This window comes from Lysobacter oculi (assembly GCF_003293695.1).
Taxonomy (GTDB): domain Bacteria; phylum Pseudomonadota; class Gammaproteobacteria; order Xanthomonadales; family Xanthomonadaceae; genus Solilutibacter; species Solilutibacter oculi.
Window position 1 is genome coordinate 1,191,735 of the sequence record NZ_CP029556.1, and the last position, 25,403, is coordinate 1,217,137.

Here is a 25,403-nt window from a genome sequence, read left to right on the forward strand (position 1 = left end):
CGTTGATCGCCGCCATGGCTGCATGAACCCGGTCACGTTTCGCCGCGGATGCGGTCGCGCAAGCCGCTGGTCCGCCGCGCCGGGCGCTGGATGGCGCGGGCGATGGCCGCATCGCTGCCCCAGACCTGCAGGGCGCGACGCGCCCGCGAGATCGCCGTGTAGAACCACTGCCGTGACAGCAACGGATGCTCGGCCTGCGGCGGCAGCAGCACCGCGACTTCGTCGTATTCCGAGCCCTGCGCCTTGTGCACGGTCAGCGCGAAGGCGGCTTCGTGCGGCGGCAAGGCGCCGGTCTCGAACACGCGCGGCCCGGATTCGCCACCCTCGAACCACACGCGCAGGCGCTTCCCGTCGTCCAGGCACAGCCCGATGTCGCCGTTGTGCAAGCCACTTGCCGCATCGTTGCGGGTGACGAGGATGCGGCGGCCGGGATACCAGCGTTCGCCCTCGCCGCCAAAGCCGTCACTGCCCTGCAGCGCGGACGCGAGTTGTTGCTCGATGACGGCATTCACGCCGGTCGCACCGAACGGACCCTCGCGCAACGCGCACAACAGCTGGCGATGGCGAAGGGTGCGCAGGCATTCGGTGATGCGCGGGATATCGGTTGCCGCGATGGCGGCGTCGATGCCGTGCGCGCGGATATCGGCGAGCAACGCATCGGCCCATGTCGAGAGGTGTTGCGCCAGCGCACGTGAGCCGGCAAGCCGGTATTGCACGGCGTGCGGCGTGGCCGCCTGCATGGCGTCACGGAAGGCCGGCACATCGCCTTGACGCACCGCTTCGTTGAGCGGCAGCAGTGCACGGTCGGCGCGGAACGAATGCGTGAGCCGTTGCAGCTGCGGCGCGTCATCAGCCAGCGCGGCCACGATGTCCTGCAGCACCGAACCGGTGCCGACCGAATCGAGCTGGTCGGGATCGCCCACCAGCAGCAGGCGTGCATCGGCGGGCAAGGCATCCAGCAGGCGACGCAGGAGGGCGAGATCGAGCATCGAGGCTTCGTCCACCACCACGATGTCGGCGGGCAGCGGATGGCCGGCATTGAACCGGGCATCGACGCGTTCGGGCCGGATGTCCAGCAATCCATGCAGGGTGCCGGCGCCCGTGGCGTGTTGCTGCACGCTGGCAAGCGATTCGTGCCAGTCGGATGCGAAATCCGTGGCGCTGCCGGCCAGCAAGGATTCGCGCAGGCGTTGCGCGGCCTTGCCGGTCGGCGCAGCCAGCGCGATGCGCGGCCAGTGTGCTTGCGCTTCGAACGATTCGCGCGCCAGCATCATCAACATCCGCAGCACCGTGGTGGTCTTGCCGCTGCCGGGCGCACCGGCCAGCACAAACAGGCGTTGCCCGCGCACCTTGTCGAGCGCGCCGCGCTGGCCGGCGAGCGCGGGATCGCCGGGATTCGCGAAAAGCGTGCCGATGTCGATGCGGCTTGTCGGCGCATCGGGCGACACCAATCTGTCGCGCAGCATCAACGCCACGGCACGTTCGCGGGCGAAGTTGCGGCGCAGATAGAACAAGCTGCCATCGAGTATGAAAGGCGCGCGATCCGAAGCCGCATTGCCCACCAATGGCATCGCGGCCAGTGCGATGCGGTTGTCTTCGTCTTCGATCTGCAACGCGCTGTCACCACCCATGTCGGCGAGACTGGCCTGCGCCGCGATGCGTGCCAGCAACACATCGCCGCCATGCGCCAGCACCCAGCGCACGATGGCCGACTGCAGCGGGCCCCAGTCTTCCTCCGCGCGCATCGACAGCGGCGAGAAATCGAAATGCGTGCCGGCCGGCTTCATGCGGCGTGCTCCGTGGTATCGGCGGGCAATGCATGGCCGACCGCTTCGACCAAAACATCATCGAAACGATGCCGCCACAGCCCGATGCCGGGCGACAAGCCATACGCGCGCAGGAACAGGTAGCTGACATCGCCCAGGTGCTTCGTGCGGTCATAACCTGGCAGGCGCAGGCGCAGATGGCGGTCCAGCGCGACCACGTAGAGCAGCGCCTGGAAGCGATACTGGTTCGCTTCCATCACCTGCGCGAGCGCGGCGGGCGCGTAGTCGGACAGCCGCGTGCCAGCGAAATTTCCCTTGTAGTCGAGCACGTGGAAGCGCCACGCATGCTGGAACAGCAGGTCGATCTTGCCGGTCATCAGGCCGGCGATGCGGCGTTCGCTATCGGGCACCAAGGTGGGTTCGCCGTGCGCGGCGCAGGCCTCGCGCAGGCGTCGCAGCGAGGTGCTGCCCAACGCGAAATGGAACTCCATTTCGGCGCGCTGTTCGTCGGCGGTGAGCGCGGCGAGTGGCGGCAGGGCGGCGCCGAGCGGCAGCGCGAACGCTTCATCCAACCGCGTGGCCCAGGACTCGCACAGGCGCGTGCCGGTCTCGCCTTCGGGCAGCAGGTTGCGCCTGCGCAGCATCGATGCGAGCAAGGGCAACTGCTCGATCATCGGCCTGCCGATTCGGCGCTGCTCCAGCGCGTCGTGCAGTGCGTTACCGATGCCGGTGCCGCGCGGCTTGGCCAGCGCCAGCAACGCGGGATGCTCGGCTTCGGGTTCCGCGTGTCCGGTGTCGTCACCCTCGTCCACCCCGGCATCGATGGGCGATGCGGCTTCGTCATCGGCGGCGGCTTCGGCACCCGCATCACCGGCATGGTGGCCGCGATTGAGCGAGCTGAAACTGTGGCGCGAAGGCATCGGGCCGGACAGCGGTGGCGGCATCGCGCGTGCCTCGCGGTCGCTGTCATCGGCTTGTTCGTGCCGGTAGTGCGCAGAGGTGTCGTTTAACCAACCTTCGCGCCATTCGATGTGCGGCAACGTGTCCGTGCGCTTCACGCCCATGCGTTCGATCAGAACGTCGATCGGGCTGCGCGCCGCGCCTGCCTTTTGCTTGCGTCCGCCGCTTGCGTCTTCCTCCGGGGCCGGCACCGCGAACACATGGCAGGCATGCACCGCGCGGGTCAGCGCGACATACAGCACGCGGAACCGCTCGTCCTGCACTTCGCGCGCATCGCGTTCGATCGCGGCCTCGTCCACGTGCAGGCGATGCCCGCCCGCCGGGTCATGCAAGGACACGACTTTCGGCTTCTGCGGACGCGCTTCGTGCATCGACATCAACGGCAGGAACACCACCGGGAATTCCAGCCCCTTGCTGGCGTGCAGGGTCATCAGGCGCACGCGCGGGGATTGCGATTCGATGCGCAACTGGCGCGCCTCGCGGTCGTCCTCGCTGTCGCCGCCACTGCCATCGCGCTGGGCGGTGAACCACGCGAGCAATTCGCCTTCGCCCATGCCGGCCTCGGCCTGGGCCTGCAACAGTTCGCCCAGGTGGCGCAGGTCGGTCAGCACGCGTTCGCCGTCTTCTTCCGCCAGCAAGGCAGGCCCGCGCTCGGCGATGAGCGCATCCACCAGCGCCGGCACGCCGCGCCGGCGCCAGCGTTGCCGCCAATCGTGGAAGCGCAGGCTGATGCGCTGTGCGCTTTCGGGATCGTGTTCCAGCGCCGACACTTCGGCCAGCGTCATGCCGCCCAGCCGCGTCAGCAAGGCCGCGTGCGCAAGCGACGCCGATTCCGCATGCCACACGGCATGCATGAACACCTGCAGGTCGCGCGCGATGTCGCCGGCGAACACGCTGTCGCGGCCACGGGTGACGCAGGGCACGCCCTTGCGTTCCAGCAACGTGCGCAGTCGCGCGACCTGGTGGTTGTCCGGCAGCAGCACCGCGATGTGTTCCGGGCGCAATGCTTTTTCGCCGATGAAATGCGCGCCCGAAGCCAGCATCGCCGCGATCTGGCTGGCGCAGGCGTTCAGCGCTTCATCGACCTGCGTGCGCTTGTCGCCGCTGGCGTCGTCGCGGACGTGGATGACGAGTGGCCGTTCGACGCGCACGCCATCGATGGCATACGCATGCTTGTCGGCGCGTCCGGCCGCCGTGACCGGCAGGTATTTGATACCGGATGACGACTCGCCTTGCGCATCCAACGCATGACCCGCCGCATCGAAGAAGGCGTTGACCGCATCGACATAGGGCGTGCTGGAACGCTGGTTGACCGTGAGCGAAAGCTGGTCGGCGACATCGCCCGCGGCACGGGTGTAGGTATGGATGTCGCCGCCACGGAAACGATAGATGGCCTGCTTGGGGTCGCCGATCATCAACAGGCGGCCGCGCGGCTGGCCGGCATCATCGCGATAGATCGCATCGAGCGTGCCGTATTGCAGGTCGTCGGTGTCCTGGAATTCGTCGATCAACGCCACCGGCCATGCGGCGAACAGCGCATCGGCGAGCGGGCGTGCATCGCCGTTCGCCGCTTTCACCATCAACGCATCGTGGACGATGGCGAGCAGGTCGTCGAAACCGATGCTGTCATGGCGCTGCATCCACGCCTGCTTGCGTTCGAGACCCCAGCTGCGCAGGCGGTGCAGCAGGTTGAGGTGGAGGTGGTGATGGCGGGCGACGAGTGCTTCGGCCAACTGCGCGGAAGCCGTCAATGCACGCTGCAAGTCGGCGTCCTGCTCCATGCCTTTCAGGATGCCCTTCGGGCCATCCGCCATGCGCAGGGTTTCAAGCTGCTTGGCGGTGATGTCGCCGGGATCGCCGGAATCCAGAATGTCGGCTACTTCCAGCCAGGTGCGGGGCAACACGCTGCCCTTGCGGAACAGCGTCGGCCGCGCGCCCTCACGCAACATGTCAGCGATGCCTTCCGGCAACACCGGCGCCTCCCCCGGCTCGACGCGCAACCCCGGCTTCAACCATTCCTTCAAATCCTTCGCGCCCGGCCACTTGCCATCGAGCACGGCGAGTTCCTGCGCTGGCCATGCCGCCTCGCGCGTCGCGGCATCGCCCTGCCACAGCGTGCGTTGCAGGTCGGTGGCGAGTTCACGCATCAAGGTATCGCCATCCACCAGTTCGGCTGGTTCGAAACGCCCACCCGCCGCGAACGGATGCTCGCGCAGGATCCGCGTGCACAGGCCGTGCAATGTACCGATGGGCGCGAGGTCCAGTTCCGCCAGCGCGATGCGAAGACGAAGCAGGTCCTGGTCGCGCACACCTTCCTTGACCCAGCGGTTTTCGAGCCATTGGTCCAACGCATCGGGATCGCTCGCCGCTTCGCCATGCGCGGCACGTTCCGCACGCTGGATGCGCTTGCGCAGGCGTTCGCGCAGTTCCGCCGCCGCCGCGTTGGTGAACGTGGCGACGACGATCCTGCGCGGCGTTACGCCCTCGCCTTCCAGCAGCAGGCGCAGGTAGAGCGCGGCGATGGTCCAGGTCTTGCCGGTGCCTGCGCTGGCCTCGATCAGGCTGCGGCCCGGCGGCGCGAGCGGCAGCGTTTCCCATGAGTCGAAGACGCGGCTCATGCGTCACCTTCAGCGGGCTTGGGCGATGCGAAATGCAGGCAGGCATCCACTTGCCTCGCGAAGTCGATCAACGCATGCAACGCTGGCGACCCCGCATCGAAACTCTCGTCGCCCGCAAGAAGTGCGTTCGCACCCGGCGCGCGATCGCGTTCGCCTGCGCCCCAGTTGCCGAGCCACCTGTCCCGCACCGCCCTTTCAACCGCAGGCATGTCTTTCTGATCACGCACGTCCACCGCCGCCTGCGCCGTGTCAGGGAACCATCGCAGCGGATGCTGCGGCGCTTCCAGCCACCAGCCCGCGAGTTGGGTCAGGCGCGCGCGCACCTCGTCCAACGATGTGTCGCCCGTCTGCAACGACGCGTCCCAGTCGTTGATCGCCGCCGCCCACGCATCGCTTTTCTCGTCGCACAGCATCGCGATGCGCACCGGCACTTCCGCAGGCGTCGCCAGCCGCAAGGCGAGCCATTCGATGAACAGCGGAAGATAGTGGCGGAAGCCGAGTTCCTTCGCCTTCTTCAGCCCCTTGTTGCCGACCGGAATGCCGATCAGTTGCAGGCCACCTTCCGCGCGATCGAACACGTTGCGCACATGGCCTTGCAGCGGCATGGCGTGGCCATCGATGTCCAGCACGAGATCGATCGGGATGTCGCGCGGCGTGCCCGGCGCGATGCCTTCGCGCTCGGCGGCGGCGCGGATGTCGCGCAGCACGCCGGCCTCGTGTTGCCATGCGGCCTCGCCCAACGCGCCGCTGGGCAGGCGACCGGAGAGTCGCAGCCAATCCGGCGCTACGTCATCGGCCGCGCCTTCGCGGAACAGTCGACGTGCCACGCTGTCGAAGGCCGGCAAGGTGGGCGCGAGCGGCTCTTCGCCTTCCAGGCCATCATCGTCCAGCGCATCGAGCTTGGCGCGGGCGTGGCGTTCCAGCAGATGACGTCCAGGGTCGCGGAAATACGCGACGAGATCACGCAACGTGATGCGTTCGGGCGGCGTTGCGACTGCTTCATTCGCATCAGCCGTGGCTGACGATGCGGCTTCGTCATCTGCTTTAGCGCGCGTTTTCCGCAGCGGCACCTGGCTGGCATCGAAGGTGTAGAGCCGCGCATCGCGGGCATCGAAGTAGCGCGCATCGAACGGCTGCAACGGGTGCGCGACGCGCCACGCCTGCGTCTTCGCATGCGTACGCGGCGATTCTTCGCCTTCGGGTGTTTCGACGGGCGGCATGCGCGCATCGGCGATGGCGTCGGCACGTTCCAGCATCGCCATCAATTCGGCCAGTGGCGCGGCGGGGTTGCGCGGCTGTCCATCGCCCACGCCTTCGCCGATCCAGCCCAGGTGCAGGCGATCACGCGCCGACATCAGCGTTTCAAGGAACAGATAGCGGTCGTCGCTGCGCTGCTCGCGGTCGCCGATGCGGCGCAGGCGTGCCATCAGGTCGAGGCCACCATCGTTGGGCGTGCGCGGGAATTCGCCATCGTCCAGCCCGAGCACCGCGATGAAACGGAACGGGATCGCGCGCTGCGGCACCATGCCGCAAAATGTCGCGCCACCGAGCAGGAAGGGCTGGCGCTCCGGCACCGCATCGAGCGCGGCAAGCGTGCGTTCCTGCACCACCGACCAATGCAGCACCGGGTCCACGCCGGCGGCTGCGGTTTCCTCCTGCAGGCCGCGCAGCAGTTGCAGCAGCGTGTCCCAGGCCTCACGCGCGGCGCGGTCCTGCGTGTCAATGCGCAAGGCCTGTTCGCACAGCGCGACCAGCGCCGTGGCCCAGCGGCTGGCCGTCATCTCGCGCGTCGAGAGCGTCTGCACGCGTTGCACGACCGTGAGCAGGCCGTCGAGCGCGGCCATCGCTTGCGCCGCATCGCCTTCCACCCCGGCGAGTGGCAACAGTTCGCTGCCATCGGCAAGTTCGAGCGCGTGGTTCGCATCGTCGCTTTCATCGACGAACAGATGCCCGGCGATCATCCGGTCCACGGCCCAGGCGAAGCCGTGTTCGGGCAAGCCCGGCACGCCGAATCCGGCGCGATGCGCGGGGTCCAGCGACCACGCCACGTGGCTGTCGGCCAGCAGGTATTCCAGCGCCGCAAGCCCGCTCGGCTGCAAGCCGAAGCGGCGCGCGACATCGGGCAGCGACAGCAGGTCCAGCACTTCGGGCGCGGTGATGCGCGCGGCCGGCAGCCGCAGCAGGCGCGCCATCGCCGCGAACAACGGGTGGCTGCTCGACGCCGGCACATCGGCCATGTGGAAGGGAATCGGCTCACGCGTGCTGCCGGGCTCGCCGAACACCGCGGGAATCAGCGGCAGGTAACGGCGGATGTCGGGCGCCATCACCAGCATCTCGCCGGGCGCGATTCCCGCCGCGCGCGCATCGAGCATCGCGTCGCGCAGCACTTCCAGCTCGCGCTTGGGCGTGTGGCAGGCGTGCATGCGCAGGGAGGCATCTCGCAATTCGGTGTCGATGTCGGCACCCGGCGCGATCAAACCTTCGTCCAGCCGAAGGATGCTGGCCTGCACGCGCTGCAACCGGTTCGAAGGCGCTTCGTCCTGCGCATCGCGCCAGTGGCGGCTGTCTTCGCGCACGTTGGCATCGGCCACGGCGCTGAAGAAATGCTGGCCCATGCGGCCCCAGCGCGAGAGCAGTTCGTGGCGTTGCGGCCGCCACCATTCGCCCTCGCCCGCCTCTTCCATCAAGCGTTCTTCGTCGATGCGCCACGCCGCGGCATCCACGCCATCGAGCACGCCCCAGTAATCGCGGCAGGGGTCGGGGAGATACAACGCAACCAGCGCCTGTTCGGCATAGGCGCGCAGGGCTTGCAGTTCCATCGGCGCGAGATGGCTGACGCCGAAGACGTGCAGCGGCGCACGTTCGCGGCCATCCGCATTGAGGTCGGCGATGAGCGACTTCATCACTTCCGCGCGATGCGTGCCCAGCGATTCCGCAGCATGACGCCAGAGCGGCGCGAGCAGGCGCACTTCGGTGTCGATCAACGCGCCGTCGCTGGATTTCCCGGTGGCGAAGCGACGCTTGCCGCCTTGCCAGGCCTCCAGCCAGTCGGGGCGATAGACGAGGTATTGCGAATACAGCTTCGCCAGCCGATCGGCCAACTGGTAAAGGCGGCGCGCGCGCTCGGCGGCATCGGCGCCGGGCGGCGCAAGGAAGCGTTCGATGCGCGGATCGTCGAGCCCCTTCACCGAAGCCGCATCGCCCAGCCATTCGTGCAGGTTCCAGCGCAGTTGCGCGCGTTGGTAGCGCGGCAGGGCCACCGCCTGTTCGTCCAACCGCGTCTGCGCAAGGCGGTCGATCCACGTGCTCGGCAGCACCACGTCGAGGTTGGCGACGATGCCGCCCTCGCCCATGCGCCGGGCCAGCGCGCCGGTCAGCCATTGCTTGATGCCGGGATGCGCGGCGATCACCGTCTGCGGCTGCAGCGGGTTCTCGGGCCAGGTCGCGGCGAGCAGGTCGCGGAACGGGTCGAGCAGCGCCTCCAGCCGCGATGCGCGATAGATCACCAGCCCGGTCGTGCCGCGCGCGGCTTCGGTCTGCGGCAGCGCGTGGCGGGGCGTGGAGGCTTCGGTCATGCGTGCATGATGCCGCAGCCCCGTCGCAGGCCGCGAGACTCAGCGCCCTTCGCGCAGGGCCTTCAGCAGCTTCATCCCGGCGCGGCCATCGGCGTTCATGCCGAGCCGCGCCTGTTCGCGCTTGATCGCCTCGCGGCTGGCGGTACCCAGTACGCCGTCCGGGTTGCCGATGGCATGCCCGCGCGCGAGCAGCAGCTTCTGCAGTTCCACGCGCTCGTCGCGGCCCAGGCCGGGGTCATCGGTCGGCCACGGCGTGCGCAGGCCGGTGCCGCCGCGCAGCCGGTCGGCCAGCAGCGAAATCGCCAGCGCGTAGCTCTCGGCGGCGTTGTAGCTGTAGATCGCGTCGTAGTTCTTGAAGACGAGGAAGGCCGGGCCGTTCACGCCGGTCGGCACCAGCACGGCGGCGCGGGTATCGGCGGGCAGTTCGATGCCGCCGCCGTCCACACGCGCCACGCCCATCGCCTGCCAGTCGGACAGCGCACGGCGGTTGGTGCGCCCGGCCAGCGCGGTGTTGAAGCCGGAAGGCAACGTGACCTCGTAGCCCCAGGGCTGGCCCGTGCGCCAACCCGAACGCACGAGATAGTTGGCGGTGGAACCGAGTGCATCGGGGATGCTGCCGACCAGGTCGCGGCGGCCATCGCCATCGAAATCCACCGCGATGCGGTTGTAGGTGGACGGCATGAACTGCGTGTGCCCGAACGCGCCGGCCCACGAGCCCTTCATGTCCTCCACCCGCACGTCGCCGCGCTGGACGATCTTCAGCGCCTCATAGAACTCACTGCGGAAGAACGCCTGCCGCCGCCCGAAGCACGACAGCGTGCCCAGCGACTGCAGCAGCGGGCGCTTGCCGAAATTCTGGCCGTAGTCGCTTTCCACGCCCCAGACCGCGACCACCGTGGCCGGGTCCACGCCGGTCCGCGCCTGCACCTGCGACAGCAGCGCGGCATGCGTGGCCAGGCGCTCGCGGCCCTGGGCCACGCGGCGGCTGTCGACCAGCATGGCCAGGTAATCCCAGAGCGCGGTGGAGAATTCCGGCTGACGGTCGAGCAGCGGCAGCACGCCCATGTCGGGCACCACGCTCGTGGCGTGCTGGCTGAAGGCGGCGTCGCTGACACCGGCGGCGATGGCCGGCGCGCGCAGGCCGGCCATGCAGGTCTGGAACTGGGCGAGTTCGCTGGCGGTCGGCGCGACGGCGGCCGGGCCGCTCGGCGCGGGTGCGACGACGGGCGGCGGTTCCGGCCCCTGCGGCGCGCGCGGCGGCGGGGCTTTCGGCGGCGTGGCGGCGCAGGCGGCCAGCAGGGACGCGGCAAGCGCGGTGATGACGAATCGGGAGCTGCGGATCACGGGCGGCCTCGCGTCAGGGGATGCCCGCATGATGCCACCCGCAACTGAACGGACTTTTGCACGGCGGGAATGGCGGGATGTGGCTTCGTCATGCGCCGGGGAATCGCGCGATGCGGCGGCTTCGTACCCGATGGGATGCGTCAGGCGATGCGGCTTCGTCATGCCGCATGGAGTTGGAGGGATGTGGCTTCACCCTTCCCCATGAAACGAATGGCGCGATGCGGCTTCGTTTTCCCCCATCGAGCGACATGGAAGATGCAGCTTCTACCCACTTTGTGGAAATGACCGGATGCGGCGCCGTCCTGCCGCATGGAAACGGCCCGAAGCCGCCTCCCCCTTCCCCACGAAAAAGGCCGCCCAAGGGCGGCCTTCTCCAGTGACCCGGCGATGCGCTGGATCAGCGACGCCCACCGAGCATGCCCATGCCGGCCTTGAGCACGTCGCCCATGTCCAAGTCGCCGTCGCCGTCCTGGTCCAGCACCGCGCCGAGCAGGCCGCCACCGAGGCCGCCCTGCTGCTGCACCGCCTGTTGTTCCTGGCCGAGGATGCTGCCGAGCATGCCGGCCGAAGGCGAGGCCGCCTGCGCCTGGCCGCCACCGAACATGCGCTTGGCGAGGTAGGCCATGACGATCGGCGCAAGGATCTTGAGCAGCATCTGCGCCTTGTCGCTGCCGAGGCCGGTGGCCTGGCCCAGGCCGCTCACCGCCTGCTGCTGGCGACCGCCGAAGATGTGGCCGAGCTGGCCCAGGCCGTCGGTCTGGCGCGACTGCGCGCCGCCCAGCACCGCACCGAGGATGTCGCCGATGCCCATGCCCGCAGCGCCGGAATGGTCACGCCCCAGCGCGCCGAACAGCGCTTTCGCGCCCTGCGGCTGGCTGGCGTTGCGGCCCAGTGCGCCGAGCAGCAACGGCAGCGCCGCCGCGACCGCACCCGCCGTCTGGGTCTGGCCGGTACCGAGCTGCTGGCTGATCTGCTGCAGGGCCGGCCCGGAAAGCTGGGAGAAGATGTCGTCGGTCAAGCTGCTCATGGGATTTCCTTCGGGGTGAGGCCGCAACGGTAGGGCGGCAGTTGTTACCGTTGCGCCAAGACTAGCGTGCATCCCGCCACCCGGCGCGACGCGGCTGCGGAACACCGCGTTCTCCCGCACACTGGCCGCCCGTCCTGCCCCGGAGCCCGCCATTTCCTACGCCGCCCTCACCTTCTATACCCACCCGATGTCGCGCGGACGCGTGGCGCGCTGGATGCTGGAGGAAACCGGCCTGCCCTACGAGACCGTGCTGCTGGAATACGGCACCACGATGAAGGCGCCGGACTACCTGGCCATCAACCCGATGGGCAAGGTGCCGGCCATCCGGCACGGCGACACCGTAGTGACCGAGAACACCGCCATTGCGCTGTATCTGGCCGATCTGGTGCCGGAGAAGAAACTGGCACCACCGGTCGGCAGTCCGGCACGCGGCAGCTACTACCGCTGGATCAGCCTGCTCAATCCGCTGGAGCAGCTGATGATGGCGAAGCACGCTGGCCAGCTCGGCAACCCGATGTCCGCCGGCTACGGCACCGAGGCCGACCTGCTCGGCACGCTCGAAGGCGCCATCGGTGACCGCGACCACCTGGTGGGCGACGACTTCACCGCCGCCGACCTGCTGGTGGCCGCGTACCTGGGCTGGTACCTGCAGTTCAAGATGCTGGAACCGCGCGAGGCCTTCGTGCGCTTCGCCGGGCTGCATCGCGGGCGGACGGCCGCCAAGCGCGCCAACGAGATCGACGACGCGCTCATCGCGCAGCAGAAGGCCGCCACGGGCGAAAGCTGAGGCCGCAACGGCCGCCGCATCCGCCATCAAACACCATGGGCAACCTGGGTTGCCCGCTACGTCCACGCGCCGCCAACGCCGGCGCCCGCTGACCCGTTCATCACTTCGGCACGCGCCTGTCACGCCCTGACGCCCATGCTGGACGCCCCCCCTGTACGGAAGTCAGCGATGGCCACCAAGAAAGCCGCACGTCCGGGCGCCTCTGCCCCCTCCCGCAAACGCCCGGCACAGGCGACCGGCGGTGAAACGCACCAGACCGCCACCGGCAAGCGCGACGTCATGACGACGGCGCAGGGCATCCCGGTCAGCGACAACCAGAATTCCCTGCGCGCCTACCCGCGCGGCCCGACGCTTCTGGAAGACTTCGTCCTCCGCGAGAAGATCACCCACTTCGACCACGAGCGCATTCCCGATCGCATCGTGCACGCACGCGGCTCGGCGGCCCACGGCTATTTCGAGCTCACCCACCCACTCACCGGCATCACCACGGCGCGGCTGTTCACCGACAAGGGCCTGCGCGTGCCGGTCTTCACGCGCTTCTCCACCGTCGCAGGCGGCGCCGGCAGCGTGGACACCCCGCGCGACGTGCGCGGCTTCGCGGTCAAGTTCTACACGCCGGAAGGCAACTACGACCTGGTCGGCAACAACCTGCCGGTGTTCGCCATCCAGGACGCGATGAAGTTCCCGGACTTCATCCACGCGGTGAAGATGGAACCGGATCGTGGCTTCCCGCAGGCCGCCAGCGCGCATGACACCTTCTGGGACTTCGTTTCCCTGTCGCCGGAAACGCTGAACATGGTGATGTGGGCAATGAGCGACCGTGGCATCCCGCGTTCGCTGCGGATGATCGAAGGCTTCGGCATCCACAGTTTCCGCTTCTTCAACGAGGCGGGCGATTCCACGTTCGTGCGCTTCCACTGGCGCCCGCGCCTGGGCCTGCAATCGCTGGTGTGGGATGAATCGGCCAAGCTGCAGGGTGCCGACAACGACTTCCACCGCCGCGACCTCTTCGACGCGATCAATGCCGGCCAATACCCGGAGTGGGATCTCGCCGTGCAGTTGTTCACCGAAGACGAAGCCGACGCGTTCCCCTTCGACCACCTCGACGCCACCAAGCTGATTCCCGAGGAACTGGTGCCGCTGCGCGTGGTCGGCCGCATGGTGCTGGACCGCAACCCGGACAACCATTTCGCCGAGAACGACCAGGTCGCCTTCTGCCCCGCCAACCTCGTGCCGGGCATCGACTTCTCCAACGATCCGCTGCTGCAGGGCCGCCTGTTCTCCTATCTGGACACGCAGCTGTGGCGGCTGGGCGGACCCAACTTCACCCAGATCCCGGTGAACGCGCCCAAGTGCCCGTTCGCGAACCACCAGCGCGACGCGCACATGCAGATGCAGGTGCCGAAGGGTCGCGTGGCGTACGAACCGGCATCGCTCGACAAGGACGGCTCCACGCCCAACGGCCGCGAGACCCCGGCCGGCTTCCGCAGTTTCGCCGAACGCGCACCGGACGATGGCCGCAAGGGCCGGCTGCGTGCCGAGTCCTTCGCCGACCACTACAGCCAGCCGCGCCTGTTCTGGAACAGCCAGAGCGACGTGGAGCGGGCGCACATCGCCTCCGCGCTGGTGTTCGAACTGGCGAAGGTGGAAGACGATCCGGTCCGCGAACGCACCGTGGGCCAGCTGCGCAACATCGACCAAGGGCTGGCGCAGCGCGTCGCCGACGGGCTTGGGATGAAGGCGCTGCCGGCGGCCGAACCCGCCGCCGTGCCGGCCATCGACATGCCGCCGTCGCCGGCGCTGGCGCTGATCGGCAAGATGAAGGACACCCTGGAAGGCCGCTGCATCGGCATCCTGGTGGCCGAAGGCAGCGACGGCAAGCAGGTGGACGCGATCCGCAGCGCCGCCGAGAAGGCCGGCGCGATCGTCAAGATCGTCGCGCCGAAGCTGCACGTGGCGATGAAGGGCGGCAAGCCGCGGAAGGTGGACGGACAGCTGGCCGGCACGCCCTCGCTGGTATTCGATGCGGTGGCGAGCGTGCTGGATCCGGCCGAAGCGGAGAAGCTGGCGAAAGACGGCGCGGCGATCGACTGGTTCCGCGATGCTTTCGGCCACCTCAAGGCCATCGCGGCCTGCGGCGGCACCCGCCAGCACATCCTGAAGGCGGCGGGCATCAAGCCGGACGCGGGCGTGGTGGAGCCCGGGGACGTGAAGGGCTTCATCAAGCTGGCCAAGACCCGGCAATGGGCGCGCGAGCCCAGGCTGCGCACGCTGGCCTGACCACCCCATCGGTTTTCACCACCACAGACGCCCCGCTCCGGCGGGGCGTTTGCATGTGGCTCAGCCCAGCGACTTCAACCGGTACAGCGCTTCCAGCGCCTGCCGGGGCGTGAGTTCGTCGGGCTCGATGCCGGCCAGCGCCTCCAACGCCGCGGACGGCGGCGCGAACAACCCGATCTGCTGCGGCATGTCGAGCGCCTGCGCGGTGAGCGGCGCGGGCTTGCCGCCGTCCTGCCGCTCCAGTTCGGCCAGCCGCGCGCGCGCGGCGCGCACCACGGTCTTCGGCAGGCCGGCCAGCGAGGCCACCTGCAAACCGAAACTGCGATTCGCCGGGCCGTCTTTCACCGCGTGCATGAAGACCAGTGCGTCCTCGTGCTCCACCGCATCCAGATGCACGTTGCGGATGCCGCTGCCCGGCGCGGCCAGCGCGGTCAGCTCGAAATAATGCGTGGCGAACAGCGTGTAGCTGCGGTTGGTTTCGGCCAGGTGGCGCGCGCAGGCCTCGGCCAGCGCCAGGCCGTCGTAGGTTGAGGTGCCGCGCCCGATCTCGTCCATCAGCACCAGTGATTGCGATGTCGCGTGGTGGAGGATGTAGCTGGTTTCCGACATCTCCACCATGAAGGTGGACTGGCCCTTGGCGAGGTCGTCGCCGGCGCCGATGCGGGTCAGGATGCGGTCGATCGGCCCGATCTCCGCGCGCGTGGCCGGCACGAAGCTGCCGATGTGCGCCAGCAGCACGATCAGCGCGTTCTGCCGCATGTAGGTGGACTTGCCGCCCATGTTGGGGCCGGTGATCACCAGCATCCGGGTGGCGTCGTCGAGCTGAAGGTCGTTGGGGGTGAACGGCGCGTCGCGCACGGCCTCGACCACCGGGTGGCGGCCGCCTTCGATGTGCAGCACCGCCTCGTCCACCAGCCGCGGGCGCGACCAGTCCAGCGCCTCGGCGCGTTCGGCGAAACCGCAGAGGACGTCGAGTTCGGCCAGCGCACCGGCACAGCGGCGCAGCGGTTCCAGGTCGGCATTGAGCGCGTCCAGCACGCCTTCATACAACCCCTTCTCGCGTGACAGGGCGCGCTCGCGGGCGGACAGCACCTTGTCTTCGAAATCCTTCAGTTCCTCCGTGATGTAGCGCTCGGCGTTGGCCAGTGTCTGCCGCCGCGTGTAATGCACCGGCACCTTGTCCGCATGCACCTTGCCCATCTCGATGTAATAGCCGTGCACGCGGTTGTAGCCGACCTTGAGGGTGGCGATGCCGGTCGCGGCGCGTTCGCGGGCTTCCATGTCGATCAGGAACTGGTCGGCGTTGGTGGAGAGCTGGCGGAGCTCGTCCAGTTCCGCATCGAAACCTTCGGCGATGACGCTGCCGTCGCGGGCCAGCAGCGGCGGCTGCGCGACGATCGCGCGCTGCAGATAGGCGGCGGTGTCCACATGCTCGCCCAGCGCATCGGCGAGCCATTGCAGGCGCGGCGAATCCAGCGGCGTCAGCAGCGTGCGCAGCGAAGGCAGCTTGGCCAGCGCATCACGCAGGGTCGAAAGATCGCGCGGGCGGGCGCTGCGCAACGCGACGCGGGTCAGGATGCGCTCCACGTCGCCGAAACCGCGGAAGGCCTCGCGCAGGTCCTCGTCGGCGCGCGCATCCACCATCGCCTGCACCGCATGCAGGCGCGGTTCGACCACCTCGCGCGTACGCAGCGGCCGGTGCAGCCAGCGCCGCAGCAGGCGTCCGCCCATCGGGGTGATGGTGGAATCCAGCACACCCAGCAGCGTGTGGCGGGTGTCACCATCGACGCGGCTGTCGAGTTCCAGGTGCCGGCGCGTGGCCGCGTTCATGGCGATGGCGGCGTCGTTGCTTTCCAGCGTGATCGCGGTGAGGTGCGGCAGGCGCTGCTTCTGGGTTTCTTCCACATACCCCAGCAGCGCACCCGCGGCGGCGATCGCCAGCGGCATCTGCTCGATGCCGAAGCCGGACAGGTCATGCACGTTGAAAAACCCCAGCAGCTTGCGGCGCGACGCATCGACATCGAACAACCACGGCGCCCGCATCCGCACGCCGTGGCGACCGGTGAGCAGCGGCCAGTCACCGTCATCGGGCACCAGCAGTTCGGCCGGTTCCAGCCGTGCCAGTTCGGCTTCCAGCTGGTCGTCGTTCTCGACCTGCGCCACCTGGAAACGCCCGCCAGCCAAGTCCGCCCAGGCCAGGCCATAACCCGACTTTCCACGCGCCACCGCCATCAACAGCGTGTCGCGGCGGTCGGGCAGCAGCGCCTCGTCGGTGACCGTGCCGGGCGTGACGATGCGCACCACCTTGCGTTCGACCAGGCCTTTCGATGCCGCCGGGTCGCCGATCTGCTCGCAGATCGCCACCGACTCGCCCAGCGCCACCAGCCGCGCCAGGTAGCCCTCGTGCGCGTGGTGCGGCACGCCGGCCATCGGGATCGGCTGGCCAGCCGAGCTGCCACGCTGGGTCAGGGTGAGGTCGAGCAGGCGCGCGGCCTTGCGCGCATCGTCATAGAACAGCTCGTAGAAATCGCCCATGCGGAAGAACAGCAGCACGTCCGGATGTTCGGCCTTGGCGGCGAAGAACTGGCGCATCAGGGGCGTGTGCTGGTCGAGGTCGGACATCCGGGCGAGAATGCGGGGAACGAACGACGTAGTGTGCCCGATGCCCATTCCCGCCGACACCGAACTGGATGTACTGGCCCGCGAAACCGGCGAACGCCTGCGTGCCGGCCGCGACATGCTGGTCACCGCCGAGAGCTGCACCGGCGGCTGGATCGCCAAGACGGTGACCGGCATCGGCGGCTCGTCGGAGTGGTTCGACTGCGGGATGGTGGCCTACAGCTACGAGGCCAAGCAGGCTCTGCTCGGCGTGCGCCCGCAGACGCTCGAACAGCACGGCGCGGTCAGCCGCGAATGCGTGGTCGAAATGGTCTCCGGCGCGTTGTCGCATTCCGGCGGCACGGTCGCGGTGGCCGTCACCGGCATCGCCGGCCCCGGCGGCGGCAGCCCGGACAAGCCGGTCGGCACGGTGTGGATCGGCTGGAAGCGGCGCGGCGGCTATGCCCGCGCCGAGGTCTTCCATTTCGAAGGCGACCGCGACGCGGTGCGCCGGCAGACGGTGGCGATGGCGCTGCGCGGGATCAGTGATTGATGCCGATGCGGGCGTGATCTGGATGAAGCCGCCTCAGCCGACATCGCCATCCACGTAGAACCAGCGCCCGCCTTCCCGCACGAAGCGGCTGCGTTCCCGCAACTCGCCGTGGCGGCCGCGCTCGATGAATCGGGCCACGAAGTCCACTTCCGCGTGGTCGTCGTCGATGCGGCGATGGGCCAGCACCTTCAGCCGCAGCCATTTGACTGGCCCCTCGAAAGCCAGTGATGCCGGGCGCGTGGACGGGTGCCAACTGGTGCGCAGGTAATCGGCATCCTCCAACACATAAGCGCTGTAGCGGGAACGCATGAGGGCTTCGGCGTCCGCGGCGGGCGTGCCGGCGTTGAGCGGGCCGCAGCAGGTGGCGTAGGGGTGGTTGGTGCCGCAGGGGCAGGTGTCGGTCGTCATTCCACCAAGGTTAGGGGCTTGCGGCGATCAATCGTTAGTAGTATTACTACCCGTATGGACAAATACGCCGCCCTCTCCGAGACCCAGCAGGCCATCCTCGCGTTCATCGCCGAGCGCATCGAGATCGATGGCATGGCCCCCGCGCAGACGGAAATCGCCCGCGCCTTCGGCTTCAAGGGCGTGCGGGCGGCGCAGCACCATCTGGAAGCGCTTGAAGCGGCCGGCGCCATCGCGCGCATGCCGGGCAAGGCCCGCAGCCTGCGCGTGCTGCTGGCCCCCGAGCGCCCGCAGGCCAGCCTGGCCCTGGAAGCCCTCAACGACGACGCCATCCGCCTGCCGATCCTCGGCCAGGTCGCGGCCGGCCTGCCGATCGGCGCCGACGTCGACCAGTTCAGCGAGTCCTATGTGGTGCTCGACCGCGTGTTCTTCTCGCCCAAACCCGACTACCTGTTGAAGGTGAAGGGTGATTCGATGATCGACGAAGGCATCTTCGACGGCGACCTGATCGGCGTGCACCGCACCAGCGACGCCCGCAACGGCCAGATCGTGGTCGCCCGCATCGACGAGGAAGTCACGGTCAAGCTGCTCAAGAAAGGCGCGGACCGCATCCGCCTGCTGCCACGCAACCCCGATTACGCCCCCATCGACGTACTGCCCGGCCAGGATTTCGCCATCGAAGGCCTGTACTGCGGCCTGGTGAGGCCGAACCGGTGAGTGCGTCGTTCCTACAGGCGGCACGGGCTTTCCCGCCTGCCGCCCTGCCCACCACGGAAATATTTTCGAAGGCGGCCGGACGCGTCGCAGCCCATGCGACCACCCCGCCCTAGCCTGTGCCCATGTCGAAACCCGAACGCAATCCCCGATCCAAATCCAGCCCAGAGGAAACCAAAATGGACGAGAACCGCAAACGCGCGCTGACCGCAGCGCTCAGCCAGATCGAAAAGCAATTCGGCAAGGGATCGGTGATGCGCATGGGTGACCGTGCGGTCGAGATCACCGAGACCATCGGCACCGGCTCGCTGATGCTCGATCTCGCGCTCGGCATCGGCGGCCTGCCCAAGGGCCGCGTGGTCGAGATCTATGGACCGGAGTCCTCCGGCAAGACCACCCTGACCCTGCAGGCCATCGCGGAATGCCAGAAGACCGGCGGCACCGCCGCCTTCATCGACGCCGAACACGCACTGGATCCGGTCTATGCCGCCAAGCTCGGCGTGAACGTGGACGACCTGCTGCTCTCCCAGCCCGACACCGGCGAGCAGGCGCTGGAAATCGCCGACATGCTGGTGCGTTCCGGCGCCGTCGACATGGTGGTGGTGGACTCGGTGGCCGCGCTGACGCCCAAGGCGGAAATCGAAGGCGAGATGGGCGACCAGCTGCCCGGCCTGCAGGCCCGCCTGATGAGCCAGGCGCTGCGCAAGCTGACCGGCAACATCAAGCGCAGCAACTGCATGGTCATCTTCATCAACCAGCTGCGCCAGAAGATCGGCATCATGATGCCGGGCCAGAGCAATGAAGTGACCACCGGCGGCAACGCGCTCAAGTTCTACGCCTCGGTGCGCCTGGACATCCGCCGCATCGGCGCGATCAAGAAGGGCGACGAGATCATCGGCAACCAGACCCGCATCAAGGTGGTCAAGAACAAGCTGGCGCCTCCGTTCAAGCAGGTCATCACCGAAATCCTCTACGGCGAAGGCATCTCGCGCGAGGGCGAACTGATCGAGATGGGCGTCAACGCCAAGCTGGTCGAGAAGTCCGGCGCCTGGTACGGCTACGACGGCGAACGCATCGGCCAGGGCAAGGAAAACGCCCGCCAGTACCTGAAGGACAACCCGGCCGCAGCCGCCAAGCTGGAAACCCAGCTGCGCGAGAAGTTCATCCCCGAAGAGGCCACGCGTGACGAGGCCGACGGCGAAGACGACGAGGCATGAGTCAACCGCCCGGCGACGATGCAGGCACTGGGCGTCCGCGTCGTCGTCGGGCAACCCCCGAACTTTCCCCGGGCCAGCGTGCGCTGGCCCTGCTCGTGCGCCGGGAGCACTCGCGCAAGGAACTGACCCGCAAGCTGCAGGCCCGTGGCGTCACCCGCGAGGACGCCCGCAGCGCCGTCGAGCGCATGGCCGAAGCCGGCTGGCAAAGCAATGAGCGTTTCGCCGAGAACCTGGTCCGCAGCCGCATCGCCCAGGGGCACGGCCCGCTGCGCATCCGGGCCGAACTCGCCACCCATGGCCTGGACAGCGAAGCCATCCGCACCGCGATGAAAGGCGAAGACCACGACTGGGCCAGGCTGGCCCATGAGCTGGCTCATCGCCGCTTCGGGCCCGGTTTGGGCGAAGACCGCGCCCTGCAACGCAAGGCCGGCGAACTGCTGATCCGGCGCGGCTTCACCGTCGAGCAGATGCGCCGCGCCATCAATGGCGACCCCTTCGAGGACGATTTCGGCTGACGCGATCCGCATGGCCCGGCCTCATCCGCCGCGCCCGACATCAGCGCGCACCATCGAAACCATCGGAAAAACCAAGGGCGAGCCCTTCCCCGCCCTGTTAATCTTGGCGTTCCGCTTGCCGGCCCGCCACCGCGCCCCCATTTTCCGGGCGTGGGCGGTTCCGTGCCCGCCCCGTCATCGCCAACGCCAGACACGCATGAAAACCACCGCCGACATCCGCCGCGACTTCCTCGACTTCTTCGCCGAACGCGGCCACACCATCGTCCCCTCCGCCTCGCTGGTGCCGGGCAACGATCCGACCCTGCTGTTCACCAACTCGGGCATGGTGCAGTTCAAGGATGTCTTCCTCGGCGCCGAGAAACGCAGTTACGTGCGCGCGGCCGACGTCCAGCGCTGCCTGCGCGCCGGCGGCAAGCACAACGACCTCGACCAGGTCGGCTACACCGCGCGCCACCACACCTTCTTCGAAATGCTCGGCAACTGGTCGTTCGGCGACTACTTCAAGCAGGACGCCATCACCTGGGCATGGGAACTGCTGACCGAAGTCTGGAAGCTGCCGAAGGAGCGCCTGCTCGCCACCGTCTACCACACCGATGACGAATCCTTCGCCATCTGGCGCGACGTCATCGGCCTTCCGGAAGACCGCATCATCCGCATCGGCGACAACAAGGGCGCTCCCTTCGCCTCCGACAATTTCTGGCAGATGGCCGACACCGGCCCCTGCGGCCCGTGCACGGAAATCTTCTACGACCACGGCGAGCAGTACGCCGGCGGCCCGCCCGGCTCGCCGGACGAGGACGGCGACCGCTTCATCGAAATCTGGAACAACGTCTTCATGCAGTTCGACCGCGCCGCGGACGGCACGCTGACCCCGCTGCCCGCGCCCTGCGTCGACACCGGCATGGGTCTGGAGCGCATCGCCGCCGTGCTGCAGCACGCCCATTCCAACTACGAGATCGACCTATTCCAGGCGCTGATCAAGCATGCCGCCGAGCTGACCGGCACCACCGATCCCGGCAACAAGTCGCTGCGTGTCATCGCCGACCACATCCGCGCCGCCAGCTTCCTGATCGCCGACGGCGTGCTGCGCTCCAACGAAGGCCGTGGCTACGTGCTGCGCCGGATCATCCGCCGCGCGTTGCGCCATGGCTGGATGCTGGGCGTGCGCCAGCCGTTCTTCCACAAGCTGGTCGGCACCCTCGACGGCTTGATGGGCGATGCCTACCCGGTGCTGCGCGAACATCGCGCCACCGTCGAACGCGCGTTGAAGGCGGAGGAAGAACGCTTCGCCGAAACCCTCGATGCCGGCATGCGCATCTTCAACGATGTCGCGGCGAGATCGGGCGACACCATCCCCGGTGCCGACGCGTTCCGCCTCTACGACACCTACGGCTTCCCGCTCGACCTCACCCAGGACATGGCCCGCGAACGCGGTATGTCGGTGGATGTCGCCGGCTTCGATGCCTCGATGCAGCAGCAGAAGGACACCGCGCGCGCCGCCGGCCGCTTCGGCGGCGGCCTGGTGCTGCCGGCGGAACTGATCGCACAGCTGGCCCCGACGCAATTCCTCGGCTACGAGCAGGCGGCGTCCGACGGCCTCAAGGTCATCGCGCTGATGCAGGGCGGCAAGCCGGTCGATGCCGTGCAGGCGGGCAATGACATCGTCGTCATCCTCGACCGCAGCCCCTTCTACGCTGAATCCGGCGGCCAGGTCGGTGACATCGGCCAACTGTCGAAGGCCGACGCGCGTTTTGATGTCAGCGAGACCCGCAAGCTGGCCGGCCAGTTCCACGCACACATCGGCAAGCTGACCAACGGTGCCCTGAAGGTAGGCGATGTGCTGGAAGGCCACATCGACGGCGAACGCCGCGAGGCCGTCGTCCTCAACCACACCGCCACCCATCTGCTGCACGCCGCGCTGCGCCAGCTGCTCGGCACGCACGTCCAGCAGAAGGGCTCGCTGGTCGCGCCGGACCGCCTGCGCTTCGACTTCTCGCATTTCCAGCCGGTGACCGCCACGGAAGTGGCCGAACTGGAGCGCCGCGTCAATGCCGAGATCCGCGCCAACCATGAGGGCGAGGTCCGCAACATGGCGATGCAGGAAGCGCTCGACTTCGGCGCGATGGCGCTGTTCGGCGAGAAGTACGGCGAGAACGTCCGCGTGCTGAAGTTCGGCGACGGCTCGATCGAACTCTGCGGCGGCACCCACGTACGCCGCACCGGCGACATCGGCCTGTTCAAGATCGTATCCGAAGGCGGCGTGTCCGCCGGCGTGCGTCGCATCGAGGCGCTGACCGGCCAGGCCGCGCTCGATCATGTCGCCGCCGAGGAGCATCGCCTCGACGAGGCCGCGCGCCTGCTCGGCGGTACGCCTGCGGAAATCGGCGACAAGCTGCGCGCCCTGCTCGACCGCCAGAAGAAGCTCGACCGTGAACTGGAAGCCGCCAAGGCCAAGGCCGCAAGCGGCGCCACCAGCGATCTGGGCGCGCAGGCCCGCGACGTCGCCGGCATCAAGGTGCTGGCCGCGCGCATCGAAGGCTTCGACGCCAAGGCCCTGCGCGACGCGATGGACCGCCTCAAGCAGCAGCTCGGCGATGCGGTCGTCGTGCTGGCCGGCACCGACGGCAGCGGCAAGGCCGCGCTGGTGGCGGGCGTCAGCGGCGCGGCGATGGGCAAGGTCAAGGCCGGCGAACTGCTGTCGGACGTGGCGCAGAAGATCAACGGCAAGGGCGGCGGACGCCCCGACATGGCCCAGGGTGGCGGCGAGGATGGCCCCGCACTGATCGCCGCGCTCGACGAGGTTCAGGCCTGGGTCTCAGCCCGCGTGTCATGATTTCTGCACGCGGGCATGGAATGGAACGTTCCACTGCCGTGTCACATGGCGCACCCCGCATCCATTTATCCTGACATTCATGGATTCATCCGCGCAGGCGGAGCAAAGGAGTGAAGCGATGTTGATTCTGACCCGCCGCGTAGGCGAAACCCTGATGATCGGCGACTCGGTGACGGTCACCGTGCTGGGCGTCAAGGGCAACCAGGTCCGCGTGGGCATCACCGCCCCGAAAGACGTGGCGGTGCATCGCGAAGAGATCTACAAGCGCATCCAGGATGTCGATTCGGCGACCGCCGACGATTCCGAATTGCCCGCGCAGGCCTGAGCCGCTATCCTACGCATCTGGCGGCGAAAGCCGCCTTCGACGTTCCGGAGAGTTGCCCGAGAGGCCGAAGGGGCTCCCCTGCTAAGGGAGTATGGGGTCAAAAGCTCCATCGAGGGTTCGAATCCCTCACTCTCCGCCAGACGTCGTATTCATGGTGTTGACGCCATCGGCGGCTTTCACCATAATTCCGCTTCTGCCACGCGCCCGTAGCTCAGTTGGATAGAGCACCAGGCTACGAACTTGGGGGTCGGAGGTTCGAATCCTTCCGGGCGCGCCATCAGAATGAAAAGCCAACCGCGCGGTTGGCTTTTTTGTTTGTCGATTGCGCCCGTCGGATTTCCGGCCCGTCGCAGCGCGACGGGCGTTCACCGGCGCGCGAAGCGGTGCTTCGCTGACCGCGCCGGACTCACCCCTTCCGGGCGCGCCATCAGAATGAAAAGCCAACCTCGCGGTTGGCTTTTTTGTTGGTCGAAGAAAGCCGAAGACTCGTCCTTCCCCACATCCCCATAAACAAAAACCCGCCGCATCGCTGCGACGGGTTTGTCAAAACGACATCGATGCCTTCAATCAGAGGAACGGATCGAAGGGATCCTGCAGCACGATGTTGGCGTCGCGGTCGGGGCCGGTCGAGACGATCGCCAGCGGGCAACCGGCCAGTTCCTCCAGCGCGCGCAGGTAGGCGCGTGCGGCCGGCGGCAGTTTGTCCCAGTCGGTGATGCCGGCGGTGGATTCCTGCCAGCCCGGGAATTCCAGGTAGACCGGCGTGCATTCCTCCCAGCCCTTGGCGTCGAGCGGCGCGTATTCGGTGCGCTTGCCACGGTATTCGTAGGCGATGCACATCTTCAGCGTCTCCATCCCGTCGAGGATGTCGAGCTTGGTGATGCACAGGCCGCTGATGCCGTTGATGGCCACCGCACGCTTGAGCGCGACGATGTCCATCCAGCCGCAGCGACGCGGGCGGCCGGTGGTGGCGCCGTATTCCTGGCCACGGTCGCGGATGCCCTGCCCCACGTCGTCATGCAGTTCGGTCGGGAACGGGCCGCCGCCGACGCGCGTGGCGTAGGCCTTGGCGATGCCGAGCACGTAGTCGATCGCGTCCGCGCCGACACCGGTACCGGCCATCGCACCGCCGATCGTGGTGTTGGACGAGGTGACGTAGGGATAGGTGCCGTGATCGATGTCGAGCAGCGAGCCCTGCGCGCCTTCGAACAGCACGCGCTTACCGGCGCGGCGCAGGTCGTGCAGGATGCCGGCCACGTCGGCCTTCATCGGCTCCACGTATTCGCCGAACGCCAGCGCCTCGTCCAGCGTCTGCTGGAAGTCGACCGCATCGACCTTCAGGTAATTCGTCAGCACGAAGTTGTGATAGTCGAGCGCTGCACGCAGCTTTTCGGCCAGTTCGTCCGGGTAATGCAGGTCGGCGACGCGGATGCCGCGACGCGCCACCTTGTCTTCGTACGCCGGGCCGATGCCGCGGCCGGTGGTGCCGATGGCCTTGCCGCCGGCGGCCTTCTCGCGGGCCTGATCCAGCGCGATGTGGTACGGCATGATCAGCGGCGTGGCCGGGCTGATCTTGAGGCGCGAACGCACTTCAACGCCGTTGCCTTCGAGTTCGGCGATTTCCTTCTGCAGCGCGCCCGGGTGCAGGACCACGCCGTTGCCGATCAGGCACAGCGCGTCGTCGCGCAGGATGCCGGACGGAATCAGGTGGAGGACGGTCTTCTTGCCGCCGATCACCAGCGTGTGGCCGGCGTTGTGGCCGCCCTGGAAGCGCACGACCGCGCCGATGTCCTGCGTCAGCAGGTCGACGATCTTGCCCTTGCCTTCATCGCCCCATTGCGCGCCCAGTACAACAACCGACTGACCCATTTCCGTACTCCAGACGT

Annotated in this window: 16 protein-coding genes and 2 tRNA genes; 10 read left to right on the top strand and 8 right to left on the bottom strand. The window is 68.1% G+C overall.

The features are described from left to right. Positions 1–32 precede the first annotated feature (32 nt). The 5 genes from recD to DCD74_RS05785 all read right to left on the bottom strand — a co-directional run bounded on the left by recD (position 33) and on the right by DCD74_RS05785 (position 11,290). Positions 33–1,787 (bottom strand): exodeoxyribonuclease V subunit alpha, encoded by a 1,755-nt coding sequence (recD, locus tag DCD74_RS05765; protein WP_112926478.1) that lies wholly within the window; start codon positions 1,785–1,787, stop codon positions 33–35. Next, positions 1,784–5,344 carry a UvrD-helicase domain-containing protein gene (locus DCD74_RS05770; protein WP_112926479.1) on the bottom strand — a complete coding sequence of 1,187 codons (3,561 nt, stop codon included), beginning with the start codon at positions 5,342–5,344 and terminating at the stop codon, positions 1,784–1,786. The genes recD and DCD74_RS05770 overlap by 4 nt, the downstream gene beginning before the upstream one ends. Beyond that, on the bottom strand, positions 5,341–8,919 hold the full coding sequence (recC, locus tag DCD74_RS05775; protein ID WP_112926480.1) for an exodeoxyribonuclease V subunit gamma: 3,579 nt from the start codon (positions 8,917–8,919) through the stop codon (positions 5,341–5,343). Before recC ends, DCD74_RS05770 begins: the two co-directional genes overlap by 4 nt. 39 nt (positions 8,920–8,958) lie before the next feature. Beyond that, complete coding sequence (locus DCD74_RS05780) at positions 8,959–10,263, bottom strand: lytic murein transglycosylase (protein WP_237049666.1); 1,305 nt, start codon at positions 10,261–10,263, stop codon at positions 8,959–8,961. Between the two features lie 397 nt (positions 10,264–10,660). Next, on the bottom strand, positions 10,661–11,290 hold the full coding sequence (locus tag DCD74_RS05785; RefSeq protein ID WP_112926481.1) for a DUF937 domain-containing protein: 630 nt from the start codon (positions 11,288–11,290) through the stop codon (positions 10,661–10,663). A gap of 187 nt (positions 11,291–11,477) precedes the next feature. Here DCD74_RS05785 and DCD74_RS05790 point away from each other — a divergent pair, with 187 nt between their 5' ends. Then, entirely contained in the window at positions 11,478–12,077 is a 600-nt protein-coding gene (locus DCD74_RS05790) for a glutathione S-transferase family protein (protein ID WP_112926482.1), read from the top strand. A 168-nt stretch (positions 12,078–12,245) separates the two neighbouring features. After that, positions 12,246–14,357, top strand: coding sequence for a catalase (locus DCD74_RS05795; RefSeq protein WP_112926483.1), 2,112 nt, complete (start codon positions 12,246–12,248; stop codon positions 14,355–14,357). Between the two features lie 60 nt (positions 14,358–14,417). On the opposite strand, the gene mutS is transcribed toward DCD74_RS05795, so the two are convergent. Then, the gene (gene mutS, locus DCD74_RS05800; protein ID WP_162615917.1) at positions 14,418–16,979 is read right to left on the bottom strand and encodes a DNA mismatch repair protein MutS; all 2,562 of its coding nucleotides are present in this window, start codon (positions 16,977–16,979) and stop codon (positions 14,418–14,420) included. A 40-nt stretch (positions 16,980–17,019) separates the two neighbouring features. On the opposite strand from mutS, the gene DCD74_RS05805 reads away from it, so the two are divergent. Beyond that, positions 17,020–17,508: a CinA family protein gene (locus tag DCD74_RS05805; RefSeq protein ID WP_112926485.1), complete on the top strand. Its 489-nt coding sequence runs from the start codon at positions 17,020–17,022 to the stop codon at positions 17,506–17,508. Positions 17,509–17,541: 33 nt separating this feature from the next. Here the strand turns inward: DCD74_RS05805 and DCD74_RS05810 are convergent, their stop codons facing one another. Then, positions 17,542–17,916, bottom strand: a complete 375-nt coding sequence (locus tag DCD74_RS05810; RefSeq protein ID WP_112926486.1) for a YchJ family protein — start codon at positions 17,914–17,916, stop codon at positions 17,542–17,544. A 54-nt stretch (positions 17,917–17,970) separates the two neighbouring features. On the opposite strand from DCD74_RS05810, the gene lexA reads away from it, so the two are divergent. The 7 genes from lexA to DCD74_RS05845 all read left to right on the top strand — a co-directional run bounded on the left by lexA (position 17,971) and on the right by DCD74_RS05845 (position 23,794). After that, positions 17,971–18,630 (top strand): transcriptional repressor LexA, encoded by a 660-nt coding sequence (gene lexA, locus DCD74_RS05815; RefSeq protein WP_112926487.1) that lies wholly within the window; start codon positions 17,971–17,973, stop codon positions 18,628–18,630. A gap of 176 nt (positions 18,631–18,806) precedes the next feature. After that, positions 18,807–19,844 (top strand): recombinase RecA, encoded by a 1,038-nt coding sequence (gene recA / locus DCD74_RS05820; protein WP_112926488.1) that lies wholly within the window; start codon positions 18,807–18,809, stop codon positions 19,842–19,844. Then, positions 19,841–20,359: a regulatory protein RecX gene (locus DCD74_RS05825; protein WP_112926489.1), complete on the top strand. Its 519-nt coding sequence runs from the start codon at positions 19,841–19,843 to the stop codon at positions 20,357–20,359. The genes recA and DCD74_RS05825 overlap by 4 nt, the downstream gene beginning before the upstream one ends. A gap of 196 nt (positions 20,360–20,555) precedes the next feature. Continuing rightward, on the top strand, positions 20,556–23,192 hold the full coding sequence (alaS, locus tag DCD74_RS05830; RefSeq protein WP_112926490.1) for an alanine--tRNA ligase: 2,637 nt from the start codon (positions 20,556–20,558) through the stop codon (positions 23,190–23,192). A gap of 118 nt (positions 23,193–23,310) precedes the next feature. Continuing rightward, complete coding sequence (csrA, locus tag DCD74_RS05835) at positions 23,311–23,517, top strand: carbon storage regulator CsrA (protein ID WP_112926491.1); 207 nt, start codon at positions 23,311–23,313, stop codon at positions 23,515–23,517. A gap of 46 nt (positions 23,518–23,563) precedes the next feature. Continuing rightward, positions 23,564–23,656 (top strand) — tRNA-Ser (locus tag DCD74_RS05840). 61 nt (positions 23,657–23,717) lie between these two features. Continuing rightward, positions 23,718–23,794: transfer RNA gene (locus DCD74_RS05845), tRNA-Arg, on the top strand. 290 nt (positions 23,795–24,084) lie between these two features. On the opposite strand, the gene DCD74_RS05850 is transcribed toward DCD74_RS05845, so the two are convergent. Further along, positions 24,085–25,386 (bottom strand): adenylosuccinate synthase, encoded by a 1,302-nt coding sequence (locus DCD74_RS05850; protein WP_112926492.1) that lies wholly within the window; start codon positions 25,384–25,386, stop codon positions 24,085–24,087. Positions 25,387–25,403 lie beyond the last annotated feature (17 nt).